Here is a 20,910-nt window from a genome sequence, read left to right as displayed (position 1 = left end):
CGCTGCTCAGCGAGCGCAATCGTCGCACAAGCCACGCAATTCGACCACTGGGCGGACATCGATGAAGCCGGCGTCCCTGCCCGCTTCGCGCAGTGCGCCCGTGACGCGCTCGTCATCGATATGCGTGGCCGTTCCGCAATCGTCGCAGATCAGGAAAATGCAGTCGTGTCGGCAGCCCGGATGCGTATTGACCAGATAGGCGTTCGCGCTTTCGATCCGGTTGGCGAGGTTGGTGCGCACGAACAGGTCGAGGATGCGATAGACGCTGTTGGGCGCGACGCGCTTGCCTCGCGAGCGCGAGAGATTGTCGGCGATATCGTAGGCGCTGGCAGGCTTGTCGTGCTGGGCGAGTTCCTCGAACACCGACTGGCGCATGCCGGTCCACTGCTCGCCGCTGTCGGTCAGCGTGGCGCGCGCCGCCCGGATCAGGTCGTCGCCTTCATGTTCGGTATGCGCATGTGCGTGTGTGGCCATGCGGTAAGAGGTAGGATGCCACGCCCTCGCGCGCAAGCGCTAGCCCGGCTGGAAGTCCGCCGAATAGACGCCCGGATACATCGCCTTCAGCGCCTTCACCTTGGGCGCATCCCAGCGCACGATATAGCCGTGCCGCGGGTTCTTGAGCATGAAATCCTGATGGTAGGTCTCGGCCGGATAGAACGTCCGCGCCTTCTCGATCCTTGTGACGATCGGCTTCGACCAAAGTTTGGCGGCGCGCAATTGCTGCAGATAGGCCGCCGCGACCGCCGCCTGTTCGCGCGACTGCGGCACCAGCGCGCTGCGGTAATGCGCGCCGACGTCGGGGCCTTGACGATTGAGCTGGGTCGGATCGGCGACCACCGAGAAGAAGATGCGCAGCAACTGATCGTAGCGGATGACTGCGGGATCGTAGACCACCTTCACCGCCTCGGCATGGTCGGTAACGCCCGAGGAAACAAGCTTGTAATCGGCCTGCCGCCTCGTGCCGCCATGATAGCCCGAAACAGCGCTCTTCACGCCCCTTACATGGCTGAAAACGCCCTCGACGCCCCAGAAACAGCCGCCTGCGAAAATCGCGGTCTTGAGGCCTGCGCCTTCGTCGGCCACGCGCTTTGCCGCTGGCGCTGCGACCGCCTTCTCGGCCGCGATCGCCGGCTGCTGGCAGGCGGACACACCGAGCGCGAGCGCTGCGGCAGCCAGAGCGGCGGGCAGCCGCATCACAAGATCGAGGCGATGAGCTGCGGGACGGCGGCCAGAATGTCGCCGCCATTGGTCAGAAGGATGGCGATAGCTCCAGCACCGAATCCGATGCCGAAATTGCGATAGAGGTCGGGAGTGAAGAGGGTCATGATGGGTCTTTCGTCAGCCTTGCCGACGTGGTTACACACGCTGCCATTGCGACGTGCTTAATCGAATGGTTGTGATCGGTTCAGGCGATGAGCCGCCTTCAACGGTGTCTCAGTGGCGGAAGTGGCGCATCCCGGTAAAGACCATTGCGAGGCCCCTCTCGTCCGCCGCGGCAATCACTTCCTCGTCGCGGATCGATCCGCCCGGCTGGATGATCGCGGTGGCGCCTGCTTCCGCGGCGGCCAGCAGGCCGTCGGCGAAGGGGAAGAAGGCGTCGGATGCCACCGCGCTGCCCACGGTGCGGCTCTCCGCCCAACCGTATTTCTCGGCCGCCTCGGCAGCCTTCATTGCGGCGATGCGCGAGGAATCGCGGCGGTTCATCTGACCCGCGCCGATACCCGCGGTCGCACCGTCCTTGGCATAGACGATGGCGTTCGACTTGACGTGGCGCGCGACGGTCCAGGCGAACAGGCAGTCCTTCAGTTCCTGTTCGGTAGGCTCACGCTGGGTGACGACCTTGAGCTCGGCCTCGGTGATCGCGCCATTGTCGCGGGTCTGCACAAGCAGGCCGCCGGTGATCGGCTTGACCGCAAGCCCGCCGCGCCGAGGATCGGGCAGGTCGCCGGTCACCAGCAGACGCAGGTTCTTCTTCTTCGCGAAGGCCTCACGCGCCTCGTCGCTGACCGAAGGCGCGATGACGACTTCGGTAAAGATTCCGCAGATCGCGCGTGCGGTTTCGCCGTCAAGCTCGGTATTCACGGCGACGATCCCGCCGAAGGCCGAGACGCTGTCACAGGCGAGCGCCTCGTTCCAGGCCTCTAGCAGGGTCGAAGCCTGCGCCACGCCGCACGGGTTCGCGTGCTTGACGATGACCACCGCCGGACTGCCACCCCTGAATTCGGCGCACAGTTCGAGCGCGGCATCGGCATCGTTGTAATTGTTGTAGCTGAGTTCCTTGCCCTGGAGCTGTTCGGCCTGCGCGATGCCCTGCGCATGCGGGCCGGAGGGTGTGTAGAGCGCAGCCTTCTGATGCGGGTTCTCGCCATAGCGAAGTTCGACCGGCGCCTGGCCGTTGACCGCGAGGAAATCGGGAAACAGCTGCTGCTGGTCGGCGAAGGCGAACCACTGGCTGATCATCGAATCGTAAGCGGCGGTCGCGGCGAAGGCCTTCGCCGCGCATTTGCGGCGGAAGTCGAGCGACGTCGAGCCCGAGGCTTCGAGTTCACCCATGAGCGTTTCGTAATCCGCAGGATCGGTGACGATGGTGACGAACTGGTGGTTCTTTGCCGCGCTCCGGACCATCGAAGGACCGCCGATATCGATGTTCTCGATAATCTCGTCGCGCTCCGCGCCGCGCATGAAGGTCGCCTCGAACGGATAAAGATTGACCACTACCAGATCGATCGCGCCGATCGCATGTTCGTCCATCGCGGCGGCATGATCGGGATTGTCGCGCACGGCGAGCAGCCCGCCATGGACCATCGGGTGGAGCGTCTTCACACGGCCGTCCATCATCTCGGGGAAGCCGGTAAGGTCGGAGACGTCCTTCACCTCGAGACCCGCCTCGCGCAGCGCCTTGGCGGTGCCGCCAGTCGACACCAGCTCCACACCCTTCGCGGCCAGCGCCTTGCCCAGATCCACCAAGCCGGTCTTGTCGGACACCGAAAGCAGTGCCCGCTTGATCGCCACGTCGGTCATGAATTTCATCCCATGCGTTTGAGCAGCCAGGGGAAGCGACCCCCGCTGCGCGATGTCAGTCCTTCGACGACCAGCTGCTTGGTTGCGCGCGGGCGGCCCTGCCCGTCGACCCAGAGGCTGTCCTCGATTGCGATATGCGCCTCGCCGCTATCGCCTCCGAGCCGGAATTGCCAGTAGCTTCCGTCGGGCAGCGCCAACCCGGCACCGCGCTTGTCGTCCGACAGGCCCGCCTCGATCCCGTAACCGAGGTGGAAGCGGATCGCGAAGGCGATCTTGCCCCGCTTGCCCTGCCGCCCGGATGGTTCGAGCAATTCTTCGCCCGACAGGCCGGTGCCATCCGCCCCCAGCAGCAGCGTGCGGCGGTGGATCAGGCCGTATCGCGCGGCATAGCCATTGTGCGAGGCTTCAAGCCGCGCCGCGTCGCGGCCCTTCTGCTTGACCGTGGTGCGCGCGATATCGACTTCCTCGACACCCTTGCCGATCTGGCCCTTGATCAAAACTGCGGTCGAATTGGCATCATCGAGCACCAGCGTTGAATGCGCCGCCGTGCCGCGCAGCCCCTGCTCGATGCGCACGGGGACCATCCCGCCCGCCAGCTCGCCGCCGCCGCAGTTGACGATGATCCGCTGTTCGCCATGCGACAGTTCGAAGGCGAGCGTCGAGGCGCAGCCGTGGCGCGCATGCCGCGCGCGAGGCGGGGGCGCGGCATCGAGCACCAGTACCGCCTTGCCAGCATCGATCCGCTGGTAGCCCCAGTGCCTGCATTCCTTGCTCGGGCGCGCGCGGATCCCGCTTGCCGCGATCAGCGCGTCGACCCGCGCGGCAGAGGTCGCGCCAGCTCCCTGCCAGCTACCGAGCCCGCGATCGCCCATCCGCAGCGCCAGCAGCGGCGGCACGAGCAGGCCGAGCATGGTCTCGAGCGCGGGCGGCGGATCGCGATCGACCGCCTCGTAGCAGGCGCGCAGATCGACCAGCAGCGCGATCGCTTCCATTTGTGCAAGCGGGCTTCGCGAGAGCACGCCGCCATCCTCGCTCACCAATTCGCCCAATGCGCGAAGCAGACCCGCTTCTCCGAACAGGCGACGCGGACGACCATCGGGCAGCAACAGGCCGGCCGCGACAATTGCGCACCAGCCGGCGACCTGGCCCAATCGATCCTCGGCGCGGGCGACCTGTCGGTCGAGATAGCGCGCGGTGGCCTCCATCGCTTCCAGTGCTTGGCCGCGCAGCCTGGCATCGCCGCCCAGAAGCAGCGGCGCATGGACCAGCCAGCCGAGCAACCGCAGACCCGCGTACTCGACACTCCAGGCCGGACCTTTGGCCGGGACTGGATTGGCCTTCAGCCAGCGCGCCAGCAGCGTCTCGCCGATTGCGGCACATTCCTCGCGCGGGGCACAGGCGCCGAGATCGCGCAGCCAGGTGAAGCCGTGCACCATGCGCTGGACCGGCGCGGTCAGCGGGGCATTGCTTGCAAGTTCGATCCTGTCGACCGGCAGCTTGAGGCCATGGACGAGGAATTGTCCGGCGCGCAGCGCCATGCCTGCTACGCGTTCACCTCCGAGCGGGCTGGCGACTGTCGCCAGCAGGCGCGGCGCGGCGGGCTTGCGCAGGGGCGCCGCGAGGACCGATCCCGGCACGCCCAGCCGGTAGGCCCAGCGCACCATGCTGTCGACGGCCCCCGCGCGCGGCGGCTGAAAATCCGCGAGCGCCAGCGCGCGGGCGGGCTCCAGCGGAAGCGCTTCGGGCAATGGCGGCTCCTTGTCCACCAGCGGCTCATCCATGCCCTTCAGCGGCAGAGCGGGCGCGGCCTCGTCCTCGCGAGCGCCGCCTTCCGCGCGCAGGAGGGTGCGCGCGCCGTGGCTCACTTCTGCCCTTTCAACGCGGCGATATTCGCCGCGTACCGCCCTGGCCCGCCCTTGAAAGTGGCCGAGCCCGCGACCAGCACATCCGCTCCCGCATCGACGCACAGCCGTGCGGTTTCGGCATTGACGCCGCCATCGACCTCGAGATGGATCGGCTTGCCCAGCGCATCGATGCGCTTGCGGATCGCTTCGATCTTCTTGAGCTGCGAATGGATGAAGCTCTGCCCGCCGAAGCCGGGATTGACGCTCATCACCAGTACGAGATCGGCATCTTCCAGGATATAGTCGAGCGCCTCTACCGACGTTCCGGGATTGAGCACAACGCCCGCTTTCTTGCCGAGATTCGCGATCGCCTGCAGCGTGCGATGAATATGCGGCCCCGCCTCGGGGTGGACCGTGATGATGTCCGCACCGGCCTCGGCGAAAGCCTCCAGATAGGGATCGACCGGCGCGATCATCAAATGGACGTCGAAGGGCTTTTCGGTATGCGGGCGCAGCGCCTTCACCACCGCCGGGCCGATGGTGATATTGGGCACGTAGTGGCCGTCCATCACATCGACATGGATCCAGTCCGCCCCGGCATCGTCGATCGCGCGCACCTCTTCGCCCAGCGCGGCGAAATCGGCGGACAGGATGGAGGGAGATATCATCGGGATGGTCATGCGGGGCTGAGACCTTGGATCGCGGGTGAGCCTCGGCCAGCCCTACGCGCGCGAAAGGAGGGTTAACAAGCGATGCGCGGGGCCTTTTCCACATGGAGCATGCGCGAGCGGGCCGGCCGGGCCCCTAAGAACAACAGCCTGTTTGATTGATGCGCAGGCCCGAAATTCAGCCGCAATTCAGCGCAATTCGCTAAACAAACCCAAAATAGCGGGCTATGCGTCCCTTTACCCGGTGCCGAAGCACCGTTTCACCAGAATTCGACGATGGATATCATTTATGGATCGCAAGACACTGACCGCCGTCGGCATCGCCGGGCTTGCCCTGGCCGGGCTTGCCGCGCCTGCCCCGGCCGATGCGCAATATCGCCAGAAAATCACCCATGACGCCAGCAAATGCGCTGCCGGCGGCGGACCTGCCGTGTGGGTGACTATTTACGACATCAAGGAAAGCACAGGCACGATTCGGGTGCAAAGCTATCGCGGCACCAAGGAAGACTGGCTTGAGAAGGGCCGGTGGATCTACCGCATGGAGGCCCCCGCCAAAGCCGGATCGATGACCTTCTGCATGCCGCTGCCCGCGCCCGGAACCTACGGTATTGCTGTGCGCCACGACGTCAACGGCAACGGCAAGACGGATATCTTCTCCGATGGCGGGGCGATGTCGAACAATCCCAGCATCAACATCTTCAACCTCGGCAAGCCGAGCTACAAGAAGACCGCCTTCGAAGTCGGTTCGGGCGTGAAAACCATGTCGATCCGGATGCGCTATCGCTGAGCGCGGCGTTTGCGCCACAGCTCGACGAGCGCTCCCGGCGCCGCGAGCAGCGGGTGCCTGGCGCGAAACGGTGTGACCTCCAGCGCGATGCCCGTGTGCCGGTGGAGCTTCCACGCGGCATAATCGGCCGCTCCGTCGAATGTCGTGGTCGCCTTGGCAAGCCGCAACAGGTTGAGCGGCTTGCCCAGCCGCGCCCGGCTGCGCCACCAAGCGAGAATGCGGCGACGCTCGGGATCGACAAGTGCGGGCTCCAGCACGTCGCCCCGTCGCTCGAAAGGGATACCGGCCGCTTCCCATGCTAGCGGCAGCAGGCCATCGAAGTGATCCGCATTCACCTCGAGAATGGCGTTCTCGCGCCCCGGCTTCTCGATCCGGAATTCGGCCTGGTAGGTCGCGCGGAACAGCGCGCGCCAATAGTCGTCCGCAGTGCCGCTTGCAGGGCCGACGGCCGCTGCCAGGCGCCCGGCCGTGATGGCCGCGGCGCCGAGTGCCTCGACCACCCGCGTTCGCGCGCCGTCATCGGCCTGCCAGATCAGCGCCGAGGGCTGGACGAAGCGCGCCCAGATCGTCGTATCGCGCGATCCCCCGCGCGCCGCCTTTGCAAATTGCGTCAGCGACATGGTGGCGATCTTGGCGCGTAACCGCTCCCCACTGTAGTCCCATTCGCGATAGCTGACGCGCGGCCAAATCCGCTCGCGCTGCGGCCCGGGCAGCAGGACGTAGAAATCGAGCACCCCTTCCAGCGAGCCGGTCCGCAGGTTCGACCCATAGAACAGCACGGCCAGCGCACCCGCTTCTTCGCCGAGCTTGCGCGCATAGGCCGCGACCTCGCTGCGCACCGGCCGGTCGAGCGCGGTGTCGAGACGTTGCGCGAGCGCGGTCGTCACACGCTGATGAAGGTCAGCTCGGGTCCCTGTTCGATCCGATAGCGTCCGGCAGGAAAGGCCTCGCCGTCGAGAATGACCGGCTCGGCCACGTCGATCGCCACGGCATCGGCATCGAGCTGGTGGAACCCCGCCTCGGCCAGCCAGCGCGGGCGCCAGCCCATGAAGATGGCAGGCAATGCGGCCAACAGGCGCCGCCGCGGACGGTCGAGGACCGCGACCTTGAGACCCGGGCGCGGGGCGCCGAACAGCTGGATTCCCATGGGCATGCGTTCGAGCGTGGAGGCGAGCATCACGCTGCGCCGTGCAGGGTCGCCATGCTTGGACCGCGGCAGAGGGGCGCCGCCCGGCAGATAACGCAGGTCCATCTGCGTGCCGCGCCGCCACTTGTTCCCATTGGTACCGAAGAGCGCCTGGAGCACGCCCCATGCCCCCGTCGCGCCGACGGCAAGGCTGTTGAAAAAGCCCAGCGAGTGTGCCTCCTGGCCGGCCTCGATGCCGAGCGTAAAAGCCCCGGCCCCGAAGATGAAGCCCAGCATGGCGGGATCGTCCTCATCGACCCGGCTGACCGCGAGCGGGCGGCGGAGGATTCGGCGACCCGAGGCATAGGCCTTGAGCGCGGCTTCGAGCGACCAGTCGGCGGGCGCGCCGAGATCGACATTGAGCGCATTGGTCTTGCCCTTGGGTAGCACGGCGATTGCGGGCCAGCGGTCGGCGAATACTGCCTGCCCCATCGTCAGCACGTCACGAACCGTGCCGTCGCCACCGTTGATAATCAGGAAATCGATGCCCTCGCGCGCGAAGCCGGCCAATGCGTGGGCGATTTCGTCGCGGGTGCGCGGCTGGGCGACCATGGCGTTGTCGGCACCGGCGCACGCGAGGTCCTGGCCTTTGTTGCGGTGGCTGCGCGGGTTGTAGATGATTCCGATGCGAGGTTCGGGGACGCGGCGGGCACGGTATATCGAACGGCGCAGGGGCACCGTAGCGGCGCTTTGCCGCTGCGACAGGCTGTCGAAATTGTAGATTACCCGATCCATGAAACCTATGCCTTAATCGCCGACGCCGGCGCATATCTAGGGAATTTTCGTCAAATTGTAATAGCGTCGCAATGCATTCTTCGTTGGGGACGCCCAATGGATACGTCTAACAGAAAAATTTCGGCACCCGGACGAACAGAAAGGATGGGCTCGGCCACTCTCAATCGGGAGAGCCGGCGCGGGCACTTGCCGGAGCCGGCATGCAGGCGAAACCGGGCCGCTCCCGCGCAATCGCGTAAGCTCTCCCCGCGGGCAGGACTTCGAGATCATCCGGCATCATCCGGTCACCGCATCGAGTACCTCGCCGATGACCGCATAGACCCTGTCGAGTTGCGCGGCGGTGATGCAATAGGGCGGCATCACATAGACGGTGTTGCCCAGCGGCCGCAGCAGCACGTCCCGTTCGCGGAACATAGCCAGCATGCGCGGCGCGAGGCCGGACAGATAACCGTCCGCCTCGCCCACATCGAAGGCGGCGATGGTGCCCATCTGACGGGGCTGGCGCACCGCCGGGTGTCGCGCCAGCTCTGCCAGCCGCTCGTCCTGTCGCGCCGCCAGCGCCGCTATCCGCTCCGCCACCGGCTCCGCGCGCCAGATGGCGAGATTGGCATTGGCCGCCGCGCAGGCGATGGGGTTGGCGGTGTAGCTGGAGGAGTGGAAGAACATCCGCGCCCGGTCGCTGCTGCAATGCGCTTCGAAGATCGGCTCGCTCGCGATGGTCACCGCCAGTGGCACCGCACCCCCGGTCAGCCCCTTGGACAGGCACAATATGTCGGGCTCGATCCCCGCCTGTTCGCAGGCCAGCAGCGTTCCGGTGCGGCCCCAGCCGGTCATCACCTCGTCGGCGATGAACAGCGTGCCGTGCGCCGCGCAGATGCGGCGCATTTCGGCCAGCGTGCCCGCATCATACACCAGCATGCCGCCCGCGCCGAGCACCAGAGGTTCGACGATGAAGGCCGCCGCGCCCCCCGCGCAGGCCCGCTCCAGCGCGTCGAGCGTAGCCTGCTCGGCCCCTGCTTGCGGGAACGGAATCGAGGTAACGTCGAACAGCAGCGGCTCATAGGCGCGGTTGAACGCCCCGCGTGCGCCGACCGACATGGTGCCGATGGTATCGCCATGATAGCCATTGTCCATCACCACGATCCGCTCGCGCGGCTCGCCGCGGTTGCGCCAGTAGCCCAGCGCCATCTTGAGCGCGACCTCGACACTGGTCGAGCCGGAATCGGAGAAGAACACACGCGTAAGACCCGGGGGCATCATGGCGCGCAGGCCGGTCGCAAGCTCTTCCGCGGGCTGATGCGTCCAGCCAGCGAAGATGATCTGGTCGAGCCGGCTCGCCTGCTCGGCTATCGCTGCGGCAAGCCTTGGGTGCGAATGTCCGTGCGTCGTCACCCACCAGGACGAGATCGCATCGATCACCTGTGCCCCGTCCTCGGTATGGAGCACGGCACCCTCGGCGCGCGCGACTTTGGGGATGGGTTCGCCCAGCCCGTGCTGCGTGAAGGGATGCCAGATGGGTGATTCGCTCATGCAAAGGCCCCAAGGTCGAAATTGTCGGCGAAGGCGGCTGCGAGGCTGTCCGCGTCGAGAGGGTCGAGCAGTGGCAGGCGGCCGAGCCGAGCGACCTTACCGATCGCGCAGATGGTCGCCTCGCTATCCTCCTGCGCCTCGCCGACGAAGGCCATGCCGATGATCGGCACACCGCGCTTGCGCAGAGCTTCGATCGTCAGCAGGCTGTGGTTGATCGTACCGAGCGCGGTGCGGGCAACCACCACGACAGGCGCGCGCCATTGCGCGAAGAGATCGGCATAGAGCAGCTCGCACGTGATCGGCACCAACGCCCCGCCCGCGCCTTCGACAACCAGCGGCCCCTCGACCTCCGGCAGCACAAGCCGCGCGGGATCGATCGCGACGCTGTCCAGCTCTGCGGCTCGATGCGGCGAACAGGGCGTCGTCAGGCGATAGGCTTCGGGCAGGATATGCGCCTCGGGCACGCCCAACGCGGCGACGCGCGCAGCGTCGCTGCCATCCTCCAGCCCCGCCTGGACGGGTTTCCAATACTTTGCATCGAGCGCAGCGGCGAGCCCAGCGGCAAATACCGTCTTGCCGACATCGGTATCGGTTCCGGTCACCACGATCGTGCGATTCACAGGATATCCTCCAGAGCATCGCCGAGCGCGGCCACGGCCGCCTCGTCGGTATTGAGCGTGAGCGAGATGCGCAGCCGCGCGGTCCCGGCGGGGACCGTGGGCGGACGAATGCCGCGTATGTCGAAGCCCCGCGCCTGCAGCGCGGCGGCGATTTCCATGGTGCGGGCATCCTCGCCGATGAGGATCGGCTGGATCTGCGAGCCGCTGGGCGCGATGCCGAGATGGCCGAGAGTCCGTTCGGCCGCTTCGACCAGCTTTGCCAGCCGTGCGCGGCGGTCATCGGCGGCGGCGGCGATATCGAGCGCGGCATATGCGACCGCGGCCATCAGCGGCGAGGGCGCGGTCGAGAAGATGAAGCCGCGCCCGCGATTGACCAGGAAATCGCGGACGATCGGCGGGCCCATCACCAGTGCGCCTTCGCAGCCCAGCGCCTTGCCGCAGGTCGCCAGCACGATGGCATTGTCCTGCCCGTGCAGCCCAGCCGCAAGCCCGCGCCCGTGTGGCCCGAACACGCCCACCGCATGCGCTTCGTCGACCAGCAGCATCGCTCCTTCGCGCCGCGCCAGCTCGGCAAATTCCGCCACCGGGGCGCGATCGCCATCCATGCTGTAGAGGGTTTCGAAGGCGATCCATGGCGTGCCGCGCCCACCATCCGCGCGCCACGCGGCAATGCCATCGGCGGCGGCATCGACGTCGTTATGCGCAAAGGCTCTGGACGGCGCGCGCGACAGGCGCATGCCCTCATGCGCGCTGGCATGGACCAGCGCATCGTGAAGGACGAGGTCGCCCTTTTGCGGCAGCGTCGCAAAGATCAGGCTGTTGGCGGCATAGCCCGAGCCGAGGAACAGGGCGGAGGGGGCCTCGAAGAATGCCGCTGCCCGCTCTTCCAGCGCTTCATGCTCGGCGCAATTGCCGCGCAGCAGCCGCGATCCGCCCGAGCCGAGAGCAACCCCGCGCTCGAGCGCCGCGACAGCCGCTTCGCGCAATGCGGACGCTCCGGCCAGTGCCAGATAGTCGTTGGACGAGAAGTCACGTCCCTGGGCCAACGCCAGCATCCGGCGGCGGCCGGCCTGCGAAAGGCGGTCGAGATCGTGCTGGTAGAAATCGGGTAATTTCACGACCGGCACCGTCTAGGTCCCCGCCGGCGATTTGCAACTGTGTAGCGGGCAAATCGCACGAGGCGATGCGGAACATCCTGCCCTTGGCGCACCCGAGAGGATTCGAACCTCTGGCCTCTGCCTTCGGAGGGCAGCGCTCTATCCAGCTGAGCTACGGGTGCATGTCGGGCCTTTCGGCGAAGGGGGCGCTTAGCAAAGCGCGTCCGCGCTCGCCAGCCTTAAAACGACCCAGCGGAACTGGCGAGAACCGCGTTAGGTCTTTCGCAAGACTGGCGGCGTATCCGTGGCAGCCATGAGCGCGATGTCCCACCCTTTCGACCTGGCCCAGGCCACGATGCTCCCGCCCGCCGAGACCGGCCCGCGCGACGCCCCGGACAGCACCGTACTGGCCGAGCAGTGGCAAGCCGTTCACGAAGCAGCCGCTGCCGTGGGCAATCTCGCCCAGCTCGGCAGGGAGCCACTGTCGTCGCAGATAGCCGAGCTGCCGCAGCGTGCCGCGCAAAAGGGTGGCCGGAGCTATGAGTTGGCGGCGCGGGGGATCGACGATCTCGCCGCCGTGATGCAACCGGGATTGCGGGCGCTTCTTTCGCTGACCGCCGAGGGACAGGACACGACCGCGGCCGCGCTCACGCTGTGGCGCGAGTTCCACACTGCGCGCAGGGCGATCGTCGACCTCGTCGACGCGGCGTAGCGCCGGAAGGCCGATAGCGACCGGATCGGCGGTCTTTCGCGCACCCCGCATGAGCGCGACGTGCCGGGGGTTTGGCCTTGACCGTGTTCGCACTCTGTTCCATTCGAGCCGCATGACGGATTCGGTAACGGAAGCGCAGACGGCAGCCTTGGTCGCACGGGGCATCGCGCGTCTCTTTGCGCGCAACGACGTCTGGTGTCTTTCTGAGATGCCGCTGCGCAATGGACGGCGCGCGGATCTGATGGGGGTCGATCCCAAGGGCCGCGTGATCATCGTCGAGATCAAGGTCCAGCGCGGCGACCTCTTGGGCGACGGCAAATGGCCCGACTATCTCGACTATTGCGACCGTTTCTACTGGGGCGTGCCGCCGGGGCTCGATCGCGATCCGCTCGAGGGGGAAGCCTATCGCCCCGAATGCTGCGGCATCATCGTAGCCGATGGTTATGACGGCCAAATCGTGCGTCCGGCACCGCTGACGCCGCTTGCCGCCGCGCGCCGCAAGGTCGAGGTCGAACGTCTCGCGCGCACCGCGCTGCGCCGCGGGACCGTGGCGCTCGATCCACACTGCGCGCCGTGGGGCACGCCCGAATAGCATTTGCCGGTTTTCCCTTTGCGCGCGGCGGACTAGGGTCGACGCACGATGTGGACCGCCATCATCCTTTCCGCGGCTGCGATGACCGCGATCGTGGCCATGCGCTATCTCGCCTCGAGCGGGATCTTCGCCGCGCTCACCAACCGCGTGCGACCGGGCTATCATGCGCAGCTCGGGCCGCAGATCCGCCGCGAGATCGGATGGTCGCTGGCGTCGGCGGCGATCTACGGCATCCCCGCGGGCGTGGTCGCCTGGGGGTGGCAGGAGCGCGGCTGGACGTTGATATATACCGAGTGGGATGCCTATCCGCTGTGGTACCTCGCTCTCGCGCCGCTGCTCTACCTGCTGGCGCACGACACATGGTTCTACTGGACGCACCGAGTGATGCATCGCCCCAAGCTGTTCCGGACGATGCATGCGGTGCACCACGCCAGCCGCCCGCCGACCGCCTGGGCGGCGATGAGCTTCCACCCCTGGGAAGCGATCACCGGCGCGGTGGTCATCCCCGCGCTCGTCTTCCTCGTCCCGATCCATGTCGCCATGCTCGGTGTCGTGCTGCTGGTGATGACGGTGATGGGCGTGACCAACCATATGGGCTGGGAGATCTTTCCCCGGGCCCTGGTTCATTCCAAGTTAGGCAACTGGCTGATAACCGCCAGCCACCACCAGCGTCATCATGAAGAGTACAGATGCAATTACGGTCTCTATTTCCGCTTCTGGGATCGCGTATGCGGGACGGATCGCGGCCTCAGCCCCAACGCCTGAGCCGCGCGGCTGCGCTGGCGCTGTTGCCGCTTGGCGGCATGCTGGCGGCTGCAGTCCCGCTACCCGGAAAGGGCGCGACCATCACTGTCACGGTCACCGAACTGCGCAATGCCAAGGGCATCGTGCGCGCCTGCATGACCATGGACGAGGACAAGTTTCCGCGATGCCGCGGCGTGGCGGGCGCACATGGCGCAACCGCGCGAGCACGCGAGGGCGGCGTGTCCTTCACCTTCGAGGGCGTTCAGCCCGGTCGCTACGCCATTGCCCTGCTTCATGACGAGAACGGCAACGGCAAGGCCGATCGCGCACTGGGCATGATGCCCAAGGAAGGGTTCGGTTTTTCGCGCGACGCCAAGGTCCGGATGGGCCCGCCCAAATTCTCCGACGCGGCCTTCGATATCGGCGCCGAGGACCGCGCATTGGCGATCCGGATGCGGTACATGCTTTAGCACGATCCACCCCGCGGCAATGGTTAATCCACTTAACCGGATGTTTACCACGCGGGCCTCATACGGCTGTCGAATGAGCAGAATTCTTCGGGAGCCCATATAGTGATCGACAGGCTAGGCGGCTTTTTCGGCTCGCGCGACGCGGAGGAGGATTTCGACGACGAACACGTCGAGGAATCCGACGCCGATATCGAGCCGCCGCATTCGCCGGTGGGCCAGGACGAGCGCCGAATGCAGGTGCGCGCCTACAATCACTGGGCAAGCCAACTGGGCGACCTCAACTTCCCGCATATCGACGATCTCGAACCCGGCGCGCTCGAGGATTTCGGCCCCTATTCGCTGCTGCTCGACCTGTCCGACGACATCGAAGATCCCAGGGTCGGCTTCGTCGGCACGGAATTGGCAGCCGAATGCGGGCACGATGATTCGCTCAAGCGGCTCTCCCGCGTGCCCGGCCGCTCCGTCCTGAGCCGCATCACCGACCACTATATGCAGATCCTCGCCAATCAGGCGCCGATCGGTTTCGAGGCGGAATTCGTCAACGAGCACGGCGCAACGGTGCTCTATCGCGGCATCCTCCTGCCCTATTCGAGCGACAATGCGACGATCGATTTCATCTATGGCGTGATCAACTGGAAGCAGATGGCCGACCAGCAAACCGCCGACGCGCTGCTGCTGGAACTCGACCATGCGCTGGACATCCCTTCCGGCGACGAGGCCGAAGACGAAGCGGCGATCGAGACCGCCGAGACGCTCACCAATGGCGTACGTGGCCAGTATGGCGAAGACGTGCTCGAACTCGGGAACGAGAACATGATGGACAATCACGCACCCGGCATGCTGCCGGAGCCTGCCTTCGGCACGGCGGATGAGGACGAGGACGAGAACGCATTTACCGAACCGGCCGCGCGAGCTGCGCTATCTCCGCGGGTCGATGCGCTCGGCAATCCGGTCGGCGGGCCTCATGCGGGCGGCGATAGCGGCGCACGGGACGAAGACGATTTCGACGGCGGCCTGAAGACTGCCGCCGATTACGGCCTGCCGGAATGGGACGAGGACGAAGAAACCGACGAGGATGTCGACGATGTCGTCGACCCGCTCGCCGATGACAGCGCTACGAGCGGCCTCGTCGCACTCGTCAATCGCGGCGACCGCACCAAGAAGAGTGTGGATCTATCGGCCGCGCAGGGGATGCCGGCCATGCCGCAAGCCCATGAAGCCGGCGATGACCCGCTACCCGCAAGGATGCCGCAGGCCTATGAGGTCCCCGCGGAACCCCCTGTCGAACCGGATGCGCAGAGCGCCGCGGACGATACCGAGTTCGCCATCGTCGCCGAAGACGATGCGCCCGCCGCAGTCGAAGACGGCACGCCGGAAACCGAGCCGCCGGTCGAAGCGTTCGCTGCCGATGCAGTGGACTCTGCCTACATCGGCGCCTCGCCCGAGGGCCTCTACGATTGCCTTGCCGCCGCGCGCCAGATGGCGCAGGCTGCGCAGAGCACCGAGGATCGTAGCCGCAAAGCGCTCTACGCCGCGGTCGGGCGGGCCTACGATTTCAGTCTCGAAGCGCAGGACGCGCCCGAGGACTTCGACGAACTGGTGGCAGAACATGGCCTGACCGTTCAGGATCGCGCGCCGATGACGCCGGTGGTCAAGCTGGTATTCGGCACCGATTACGACAAGACGCGGATCACCGAATATGCCGCGGTGCTGATGCACGCGCACCGCGTGGGCGTCGAACGCGGCAGGCTGGCGGCCTTCCTGCGCGAGGCCGAAGGCGGCCTGAAGGGCGTAGTCCAGGCCGAACGCAAGGCGCGCAAGGAGGAACAGGGCAAGCCGGTCGACACCAAGAAGGCCGTGCGCCCCGCCCTCGCAGAGAAGCTGCGCGCGCTCGAAACGCTTTCCTTGGCCGAGCTAGAAGAGGACGGCGCGGAATTCGCGCTCGTGATGGTTCGCCGCACGCCCGAGGGAGAACTGGAAGTCATCGGCGAAGTGCCCGAGAATATTCCCCTGGTCGAACGCGCAGCACGCAAGCTGCTCGGCTAAAACGACAAACCCGATAATTCGCTTGTCGCCTGCGTGCCGGATTGGCTAGCGCGGAGGCGATGCCGTTCCTGCCCACCGCGCCCGTCCGTATCCAGCCCTATTTCGGTTATCGGAACCGCGAGCGCCTGCGTATCACCGCACGCGCCTTGCGATCGCGCGTGGGCACGTTCGAGAAGCGAGGGAAATGGCGCGCGGCCAAGACCATGCTCGGCCAGTTCGCCAGCCATGAAGTCGCCGAATTCCCGGTCGAACTCGAGATTGCGCGGCCCGGGATCGCCAACCGCCGGCATCGGGGTCTGACCGACGAGGAAGGGTTCGTCCATTTCGATATCCGGCTCGAACCCGACTGGGGCTATGACGAGCAACCAGCGTGGGAGACGGTGACGTTCCATTGGTCGGCGGGCGAGGGACAACAGTGCCTCGACGCACATGTGCTCGCGCCCGGAAGCGATACCGGCCTGGCGGTCATTTCCGATATCGACGACACGATAGTCGAGACGGGCATCACCGGGGATTTCCGCAAGGTCGTGCGCAACTGGCGGCGCGTCCTGATGCAGATGCCCGAAGAACGCATCATCGTGCCGGGCGCGGACGTGTTCTACAATGCGTTGGGCGGCGGCGAGGTACTGGCCCTGGGCGAAGGCCATGCAGGCGAAAGCCAGCCGGCGACGCACCGGCCCTTCTTCTATGTCTCCTCCAGCCCGTGGAACCTGTTCAGCTATCTCGTCACCTATATCCGCGGGCGCGGCTTGCCTTTGGGCCCGATCTTTCTGCGCGACTGGGGCCTCAATCGGGCGACCTTCGGTTCAGAGAGCCATGGCGCACACAAACGCGCGGCGATCGACGGCATTCTCGCCGCCTATCCGGAACTCAAATTCGCGCTGATCGGCGACGACAGCCAGGGCGATCTGACTGCCTTTGCCGATGTCGCGCTGGATAATCCGGGGCGCGTGCGCGCGATCTTCATCCGCAAGGTCGGCGAGCGGATGAGCCCGGAGGAGTTGACCGCAAAGGCGAAGCTCAAAGCTGCGAACGTGCCATTGTGGGTGGGAGACCGCTACGATACGGGTCACGAGTTTCTCGCCTCGATCGGCCTGCTGACCGATGACGAGGCGAGAGCCATCGTCGAAACGGTCGAGCAAACCGATCCGAGACGGGCGGTGTGAGGCGGGCGATGAAGATCCTCGCAGGCCTCGCCGTCATCCTCTTGCTGGCGGGCGCAGCACTGCTGCTTGCCATTCGCAACAACGGCCCCGCCGTACTCGACGCCATAGACCGGCTGACCGGGGGGACTCGCGGCGTGACGCTCGTGGCCAAGACGCCTTATGGCACGCACCCGGCGCAGAAGCTGCGCATCTATTCGCCTCGGAATGCGGACGCACCGCTTCCCGTCCTGCTCTTCGTCCATGGGGGCAGCTGGCGCTGGGGCGATCCCGACGATTACAACTTCATCGCCCGTTCGCTTGCGCCCGAAGGCTTTCTCGTCGTGCTCGCTGGCTACCGGCTCGGCGAGGACGGTCGCTATCCCGCCATGCTCGAAGACACCGCCGCAGCCATTGTCGAGACCGCGCGCCTTGCCCCACGCTATGGCGGCGATCCCGCACGGATCGTCCTCGCCGGCCATTCGGCGGGCGCCTACAATGTCGTGCAGGTCGCGCTCGAAGATCGGTGGCTGGCCTCAAGCGGCGTGGTCCCCAGCGGGGTGATCGGCCTTGCCGGGCCTTACGACTTCTACCCCTTCGACAGCGAGTCGACCCGCGCCGGCTTCGGCTCGGTTGGAGCCGGGGCGGAAAGCCAGCCCGTCAACCACGCCCGATCCGATGCGCCGCCCATGCTGCTGCTCCACGGCGAGCGGGACACGCTGGTCAAACCGCGCAATACGCGCGCCCTCGCCCGCACTCTGGCAAAGGAGGGCGCGCCGGTCGAAGCGCTCTATTACGAGAATCTCGACCACAACGCTCCGCTCGTATCGCTGGCCAGCCCCTGGCGCGGTTCGCGCGATGTCCACGATGCAGTGGTCGCATTCGCGCGGCGCGTGACCGAGGTTTCAGTTCCGGTTCAGGCCGAAACGCCTTAGGCTGTCCGCCAATGCGCCTCATAGCCCGCCTGCTCGCTTTCCTTGCCGCCGCCATGCTCGCGGCGCAGCCGGTCGCCGCCCAGTCAATCCTGCGCGATGCCGAGACCGAAGCCTTCCTCGATGAAATTTCGGCTCCGCTTATCGAGGCGGCGGGGCTGGAGCCCGAAAATGTCGATATCGTCCTCGTCAACGATCGCTCGATCAATGCCTTCGTCGCGGGCGGGCAGATTGTCTATATCCATTCGGGCCTGATCGAAGCGGCCGATACCGCCGAGGAAGTCCAGGGCGTGATCGCACACGAGCTGGGCCACATTACCGGCGGACACATATTGCGCTATGGCGAGGGCATCGCCTCCGCGACCAGGATCTCGTTGCTCTCGATGCTTGCCGGGATCGGTGCCGCGTTGGCCGGTGCGGGCGAAGCGGCCATGGGCGTCATGGCGCTGGGCCAGCAGGCCGCGATCGGACAGTTCCTGGCCTTCAGCCGCACGCAGGAATCCTCCGCCGATTTTGCAGGTGCCGAATACCTTTCGAAGGCGGGCATTTCCGGCCGGGGCTCGCTGACCTTTTTCGGCAAGCTGCTTAATCGCGAATATCGCTATGGCTACAGCCAGAGCGACGAGGCGGGCTATTATCGCACGCATCCGCTTTCGGGCGACCGTATCTCCGCGCTGCGCGAAGTCTATGAGAAGGACCCCGCCTGGGATGCGCCCCCCAATGCGCGCAACCAGGCCAATTTCGAACGCGTCAAGGCCAAGCTGACCGGCTATATCGCCAAGCCGTCGGCTACGCTGCGCGACTATCCCGAAACCGACCAGACGGTGCCCGCGCTCTATGCCCGCGCCTATGCCTATCACCAGAATGCACGGGTGGATCGCGCGCTCGAAGCGGCCGACGCGCTGATCGCGAAGGATCCCCAGGATCCCTATTTCCTCGAGCTCAAGGGACAGGTGCTGCTCGAATCGGGGCGCCCGGGCGAAGCGCTCGACCCGCTGCGCCGCGCCACCGCGCTGACCAATGCCGAACCGCTCATTGCCAGCATGTTCGGCCATGCGCTGGTCGCGACCGAGGACCCGGCGAATTACGAAGAGGCCGAGCGCGTGCTGCGCGCCGCCGTGGGCCGCGACCGGCGCAATCCCTTTGCCTGGTACCAGCTTGGCGTCGTCTACGCCGCGCGTGGCGACACCGCCCGCGCGCGCCTGGCCACCGCCGAACAACAGGTGATGAGCGGACAGTACGCGCTCGCCTTGCGCAGTGCGCAGGCGGCCGAGGGCGGGCTGGATCGCGGCACGCCCGACTGGATTCGTGCGCAGGACATCGGCATGCAGGCGCGTGCGCTGCTCGAGCGGCAGTGCGAAATGGAACGCGGGCGCAATTGCGCACCGGGCTGACACACGGATTAAAACGATCATGAAGAACTATCTGATGACCGCGCTGATCGCGCTGGTGTTCGGCTTTGCCGGGGCCGGCCTGTGGTCGGTTTCGGGGCTCGGCAATGGCCAGACACGCGACTTTCTGCTCGCCAATCCGCAAATCCTGCCCGAGATGGCCGAGGCCTATCAACGCGGCGAGGCGCGCGATCGGCTGGCGCAGGTCTCGGACGAGGTGACCCAACCCTTCGCGGGCGCGGTGCTTGGCAATCCGGAAGGGTCGAAGGTGCTGGTCAAGTTCACCGATTACGGCTGCACCTATTGCCGCCAGTCGGTCGAGGGGATCGACGAACTGATCGCGGGCGATCCCGAGCTCAAGGTGGTCGTGCGCGAATGGCCGATTTTCGAAGGTAGCGAGCAGGCCGCACGCATGGCGCTAGCAGCGGCTAAACAGGGCAAGTATCCCGCCTTCTACCACGCTATGTTCGAGCAGGGTACGCCGAGCGAGGCAGGGATCGAACGTGCAGCGCGGATTGCCGGGCTCGACATGAGCGCCGCGCAGGCCTTTGCACGATCGGATGAGGCGACTGCGGAGCTGGCCAAGACCATGGCCTTTGCCCGCACGCTGCAATTCACCGGCACGCCGAGCTGGATCGCGGGCGGTGAGGTGATCGAGGGGTTGGTACCCGCCGAAAGGCTTGCCGAAGCGCTCGACGCCGATACCTAGGCGCCTATTCCTCTTCCATTGCCTTGGCATACATCGAGGCCAGCGGCTTGGCCATGACGCGGCGCACCATCGGTTCGAAGAATTCGAGCGGCTCGCTGTCGTAATCGGGGTCGAAGGCCGCCTGATCGTACTTCTCGCAAAATTCTCGGCACGCCTCGAAATGCGGGTGGTCGGCGAACTTGTCGCGCGCATTCTGGTCCATGCCGAGGAAATGGAAATAGTAATAGCCCTGAAAGGCGCCGTGGTTCTGGCAGATCCAGTGGATCTCCTCGGTGACGAAAGGCTTGATGATCGAGGCGGCGACTTCGGGATGGTTGTAGCTGCCCAGCGTGTCGCCGATGTCATGGAGCAAGGCCATCACGACATATTGCTCGTCGCGCCCGTCGCGATCCGCGCGCGTCGCGGTCTGCAGCGAATGTTCGAGCCGGTCGACCGGGAAACCGCCGAAATCGCCGTCGAGCAGTCTGAGATGATCGAGCACGCGATCGGGCAGGCCCTTGGCAAAAGCGCGGTATTCCTCGCCGATGATCGCCCAGTCTTCGGCGGTGCCTTCCTTCATCTCGCGAAACTTCGCGCGTTCGGCGACCGCATGTTCGATATTTTCCTGCACGCCCATCGCGTCTCTCCCTCGCTTCGGCTGTCGGTTGCACTCTAGCGACTGGCGCAGTTCGTCGCAATTGCGCT

General features: G+C 66.1%; 22 protein-coding genes and 1 tRNA gene. 10 read left to right on the top strand and 13 right to left on the bottom strand.

The features are described 5' to 3' along the window. Positions 1-6 precede the first annotated feature (6 nt). From ASS64_RS07870 to rpe, 6 genes are all read right to left on the bottom strand, one after another. Positions 7-474 (bottom strand): Fur family transcriptional regulator, encoded by a 468-nt coding sequence (locus ASS64_RS07870; RefSeq protein WP_067692332.1) that lies wholly within the window; start codon positions 472-474, stop codon positions 7-9. A 39-nt stretch (positions 475-513) separates the two neighbouring features. Then, a complete protein-coding gene (msrA, locus tag ASS64_RS07865; RefSeq protein WP_067693091.1) occupies positions 514-1,194 on the bottom strand; it encodes a peptide-methionine (S)-S-oxide reductase MsrA in 681 nt (226 codons plus the stop codon). After that, positions 1,194-1,325, bottom strand: coding sequence for a hypothetical protein (locus ASS64_RS17050; protein WP_255356022.1), 132 nt, complete (start codon positions 1,323-1,325; stop codon positions 1,194-1,196). Before ASS64_RS17050 ends, msrA begins: the two co-directional genes overlap by 1 nt. Positions 1,326-1,434: 109 nt before the next feature. Continuing rightward, positions 1,435-3,021, bottom strand: a complete 1,587-nt coding sequence (purH, locus tag ASS64_RS07860; protein ID WP_067693089.1) for a bifunctional phosphoribosylaminoimidazolecarboxamide formyltransferase/IMP cyclohydrolase — start codon at positions 3,019-3,021, stop codon at positions 1,435-1,437. A gap of 5 nt (positions 3,022-3,026) precedes the next feature. Next, positions 3,027-4,886, bottom strand: coding sequence for a heparinase II/III family protein (locus ASS64_RS07855; protein ID WP_067692329.1), 1,860 nt, complete (start codon positions 4,884-4,886; stop codon positions 3,027-3,029). Further along, on the bottom strand, positions 4,883-5,545 hold the full coding sequence (gene rpe / locus ASS64_RS07850; RefSeq protein WP_067692325.1) for a ribulose-phosphate 3-epimerase: 663 nt from the start codon (positions 5,543-5,545) through the stop codon (positions 4,883-4,885). Before rpe ends, ASS64_RS07855 begins: the two co-directional genes overlap by 4 nt. Positions 5,546-5,822: 277 nt before the next feature. On the opposite strand from rpe, the gene ASS64_RS07845 reads away from it, so the two are divergent. Beyond that, complete coding sequence (locus tag ASS64_RS07845; protein WP_067692322.1) at positions 5,823-6,320, top strand: DUF2141 domain-containing protein; 498 nt, start codon at positions 5,823-5,825, stop codon at positions 6,318-6,320. Here the strand turns inward: ASS64_RS07845 and ASS64_RS07840 are convergent. The 6 genes from ASS64_RS07840 to ASS64_RS07815 all read right to left on the bottom strand — a co-directional run bounded on the left by ASS64_RS07840 (position 6,311) and on the right by ASS64_RS07815 (position 11,670). Continuing rightward, positions 6,311-7,207, bottom strand: coding sequence for a hypothetical protein (locus tag ASS64_RS07840; protein WP_067692318.1), 897 nt, complete (start codon positions 7,205-7,207; stop codon positions 6,311-6,313). The two genes, ASS64_RS07845 and ASS64_RS07840, sit on opposite strands and share 10 nt — an antisense overlap. After that, on the bottom strand, positions 7,204-8,241 hold the full coding sequence (locus tag ASS64_RS07835) for a diacylglycerol kinase family protein (RefSeq protein WP_067692316.1): 1,038 nt from the start codon (positions 8,239-8,241) through the stop codon (positions 7,204-7,206). Before ASS64_RS07835 ends, ASS64_RS07840 begins: the two co-directional genes overlap by 4 nt. 276 nt (positions 8,242-8,517) lie before the next feature. After that, complete coding sequence (locus tag ASS64_RS07830) at positions 8,518-9,771, bottom strand: adenosylmethionine--8-amino-7-oxononanoate transaminase (RefSeq protein WP_067692312.1); 1,254 nt, start codon at positions 9,769-9,771, stop codon at positions 8,518-8,520. After that, positions 9,768-10,391 (bottom strand): dethiobiotin synthase, encoded by a 624-nt coding sequence (bioD, locus tag ASS64_RS07825; protein ID WP_067692309.1) that lies wholly within the window; start codon positions 10,389-10,391, stop codon positions 9,768-9,770. The genes ASS64_RS07830 and bioD overlap by 4 nt, the downstream gene beginning before the upstream one ends. Then, complete coding sequence (locus tag ASS64_RS07820; protein WP_067693085.1) at positions 10,388-11,509, bottom strand: 8-amino-7-oxononanoate synthase; 1,122 nt, start codon at positions 11,507-11,509, stop codon at positions 10,388-10,390. The genes bioD and ASS64_RS07820 overlap by 4 nt, the downstream gene beginning before the upstream one ends. A gap of 84 nt (positions 11,510-11,593) precedes the next feature. Further along, a tRNA-Arg gene (locus ASS64_RS07815) sits at positions 11,594-11,670 on the bottom strand. Positions 11,671-11,810: 140 nt separating this feature from the next. Between ASS64_RS07815 and ASS64_RS07810 the strand changes: the two genes are divergently transcribed. From ASS64_RS07810 to ASS64_RS07770, 9 genes are all read left to right on the top strand, one after another. Further along, positions 11,811-12,200, top strand: a complete 390-nt coding sequence (locus ASS64_RS07810) for a hypothetical protein (RefSeq protein WP_157075113.1) — start codon at positions 11,811-11,813, stop codon at positions 12,198-12,200. A 112-nt stretch (positions 12,201-12,312) separates the two neighbouring features. Beyond that, on the top strand, positions 12,313-12,792 hold the full coding sequence (locus ASS64_RS07805; protein ID WP_067692303.1) for an MmcB family DNA repair protein: 480 nt from the start codon (positions 12,313-12,315) through the stop codon (positions 12,790-12,792). Between the two features lie 48 nt (positions 12,793-12,840). Beyond that, the gene (locus ASS64_RS07800; RefSeq protein WP_067692300.1) at positions 12,841-13,557 is read left to right on the top strand and encodes a sterol desaturase family protein; all 717 of its coding nucleotides are present in this window, start codon (positions 12,841-12,843) and stop codon (positions 13,555-13,557) included. Further along, on the top strand, positions 13,521-14,006 hold the full coding sequence (locus ASS64_RS07795; protein WP_157075112.1) for a DUF2141 domain-containing protein: 486 nt from the start codon (positions 13,521-13,523) through the stop codon (positions 14,004-14,006). Before ASS64_RS07800 ends, ASS64_RS07795 begins: the two co-directional genes overlap by 37 nt. Before the next feature lie 102 nt (positions 14,007-14,108). Further along, positions 14,109-16,052: a hypothetical protein gene (locus ASS64_RS07790; protein WP_067692297.1), complete on the top strand. Its 1,944-nt coding sequence runs from the start codon at positions 14,109-14,111 to the stop codon at positions 16,050-16,052. A gap of 59 nt (positions 16,053-16,111) precedes the next feature. Further along, positions 16,112-17,218 carry a phosphatase domain-containing protein gene (locus ASS64_RS07785; protein WP_067692294.1) on the top strand — a complete coding sequence of 369 codons (1,107 nt, stop codon included), beginning with the start codon at positions 16,112-16,114 and terminating at the stop codon, positions 17,216-17,218. Positions 17,219-17,226: 8 nt separating this feature from the next. Beyond that, a complete protein-coding gene (locus ASS64_RS07780) occupies positions 17,227-18,129 on the top strand; it encodes an alpha/beta hydrolase (protein ID WP_067692291.1) in 903 nt (300 codons plus the stop codon). 11 nt (positions 18,130-18,140) lie between these two features. Continuing rightward, entirely contained in the window at positions 18,141-19,520 is a 1,380-nt protein-coding gene (locus tag ASS64_RS07775; RefSeq protein WP_067692288.1) for a M48 family metalloprotease, read from the top strand. A gap of 19 nt (positions 19,521-19,539) precedes the next feature. After that, positions 19,540-20,226: a DsbA family protein gene (locus tag ASS64_RS07770; protein ID WP_067692285.1), complete on the top strand. Its 687-nt coding sequence runs from the start codon at positions 19,540-19,542 to the stop codon at positions 20,224-20,226. A gap of 4 nt (positions 20,227-20,230) precedes the next feature. Here the strand turns inward: ASS64_RS07770 and ASS64_RS07765 are convergent, their stop codons facing one another. Further along, positions 20,231-20,842, bottom strand: a complete 612-nt coding sequence (locus ASS64_RS07765) for an HD domain-containing protein (RefSeq protein WP_067692282.1) — start codon at positions 20,840-20,842, stop codon at positions 20,231-20,233. Positions 20,843-20,910: the final 68 nt, after the last annotated feature.

Source organism: Erythrobacter sp. AP23 (assembly GCF_001542855.1).
In the GTDB taxonomy this organism is placed as follows: domain Bacteria; phylum Pseudomonadota; class Alphaproteobacteria; order Sphingomonadales; family Sphingomonadaceae; genus Qipengyuania.
Note: the sequence above shows the minus strand (reverse complement) of the source record. Positions and strands in the feature narration are given on the sequence as shown.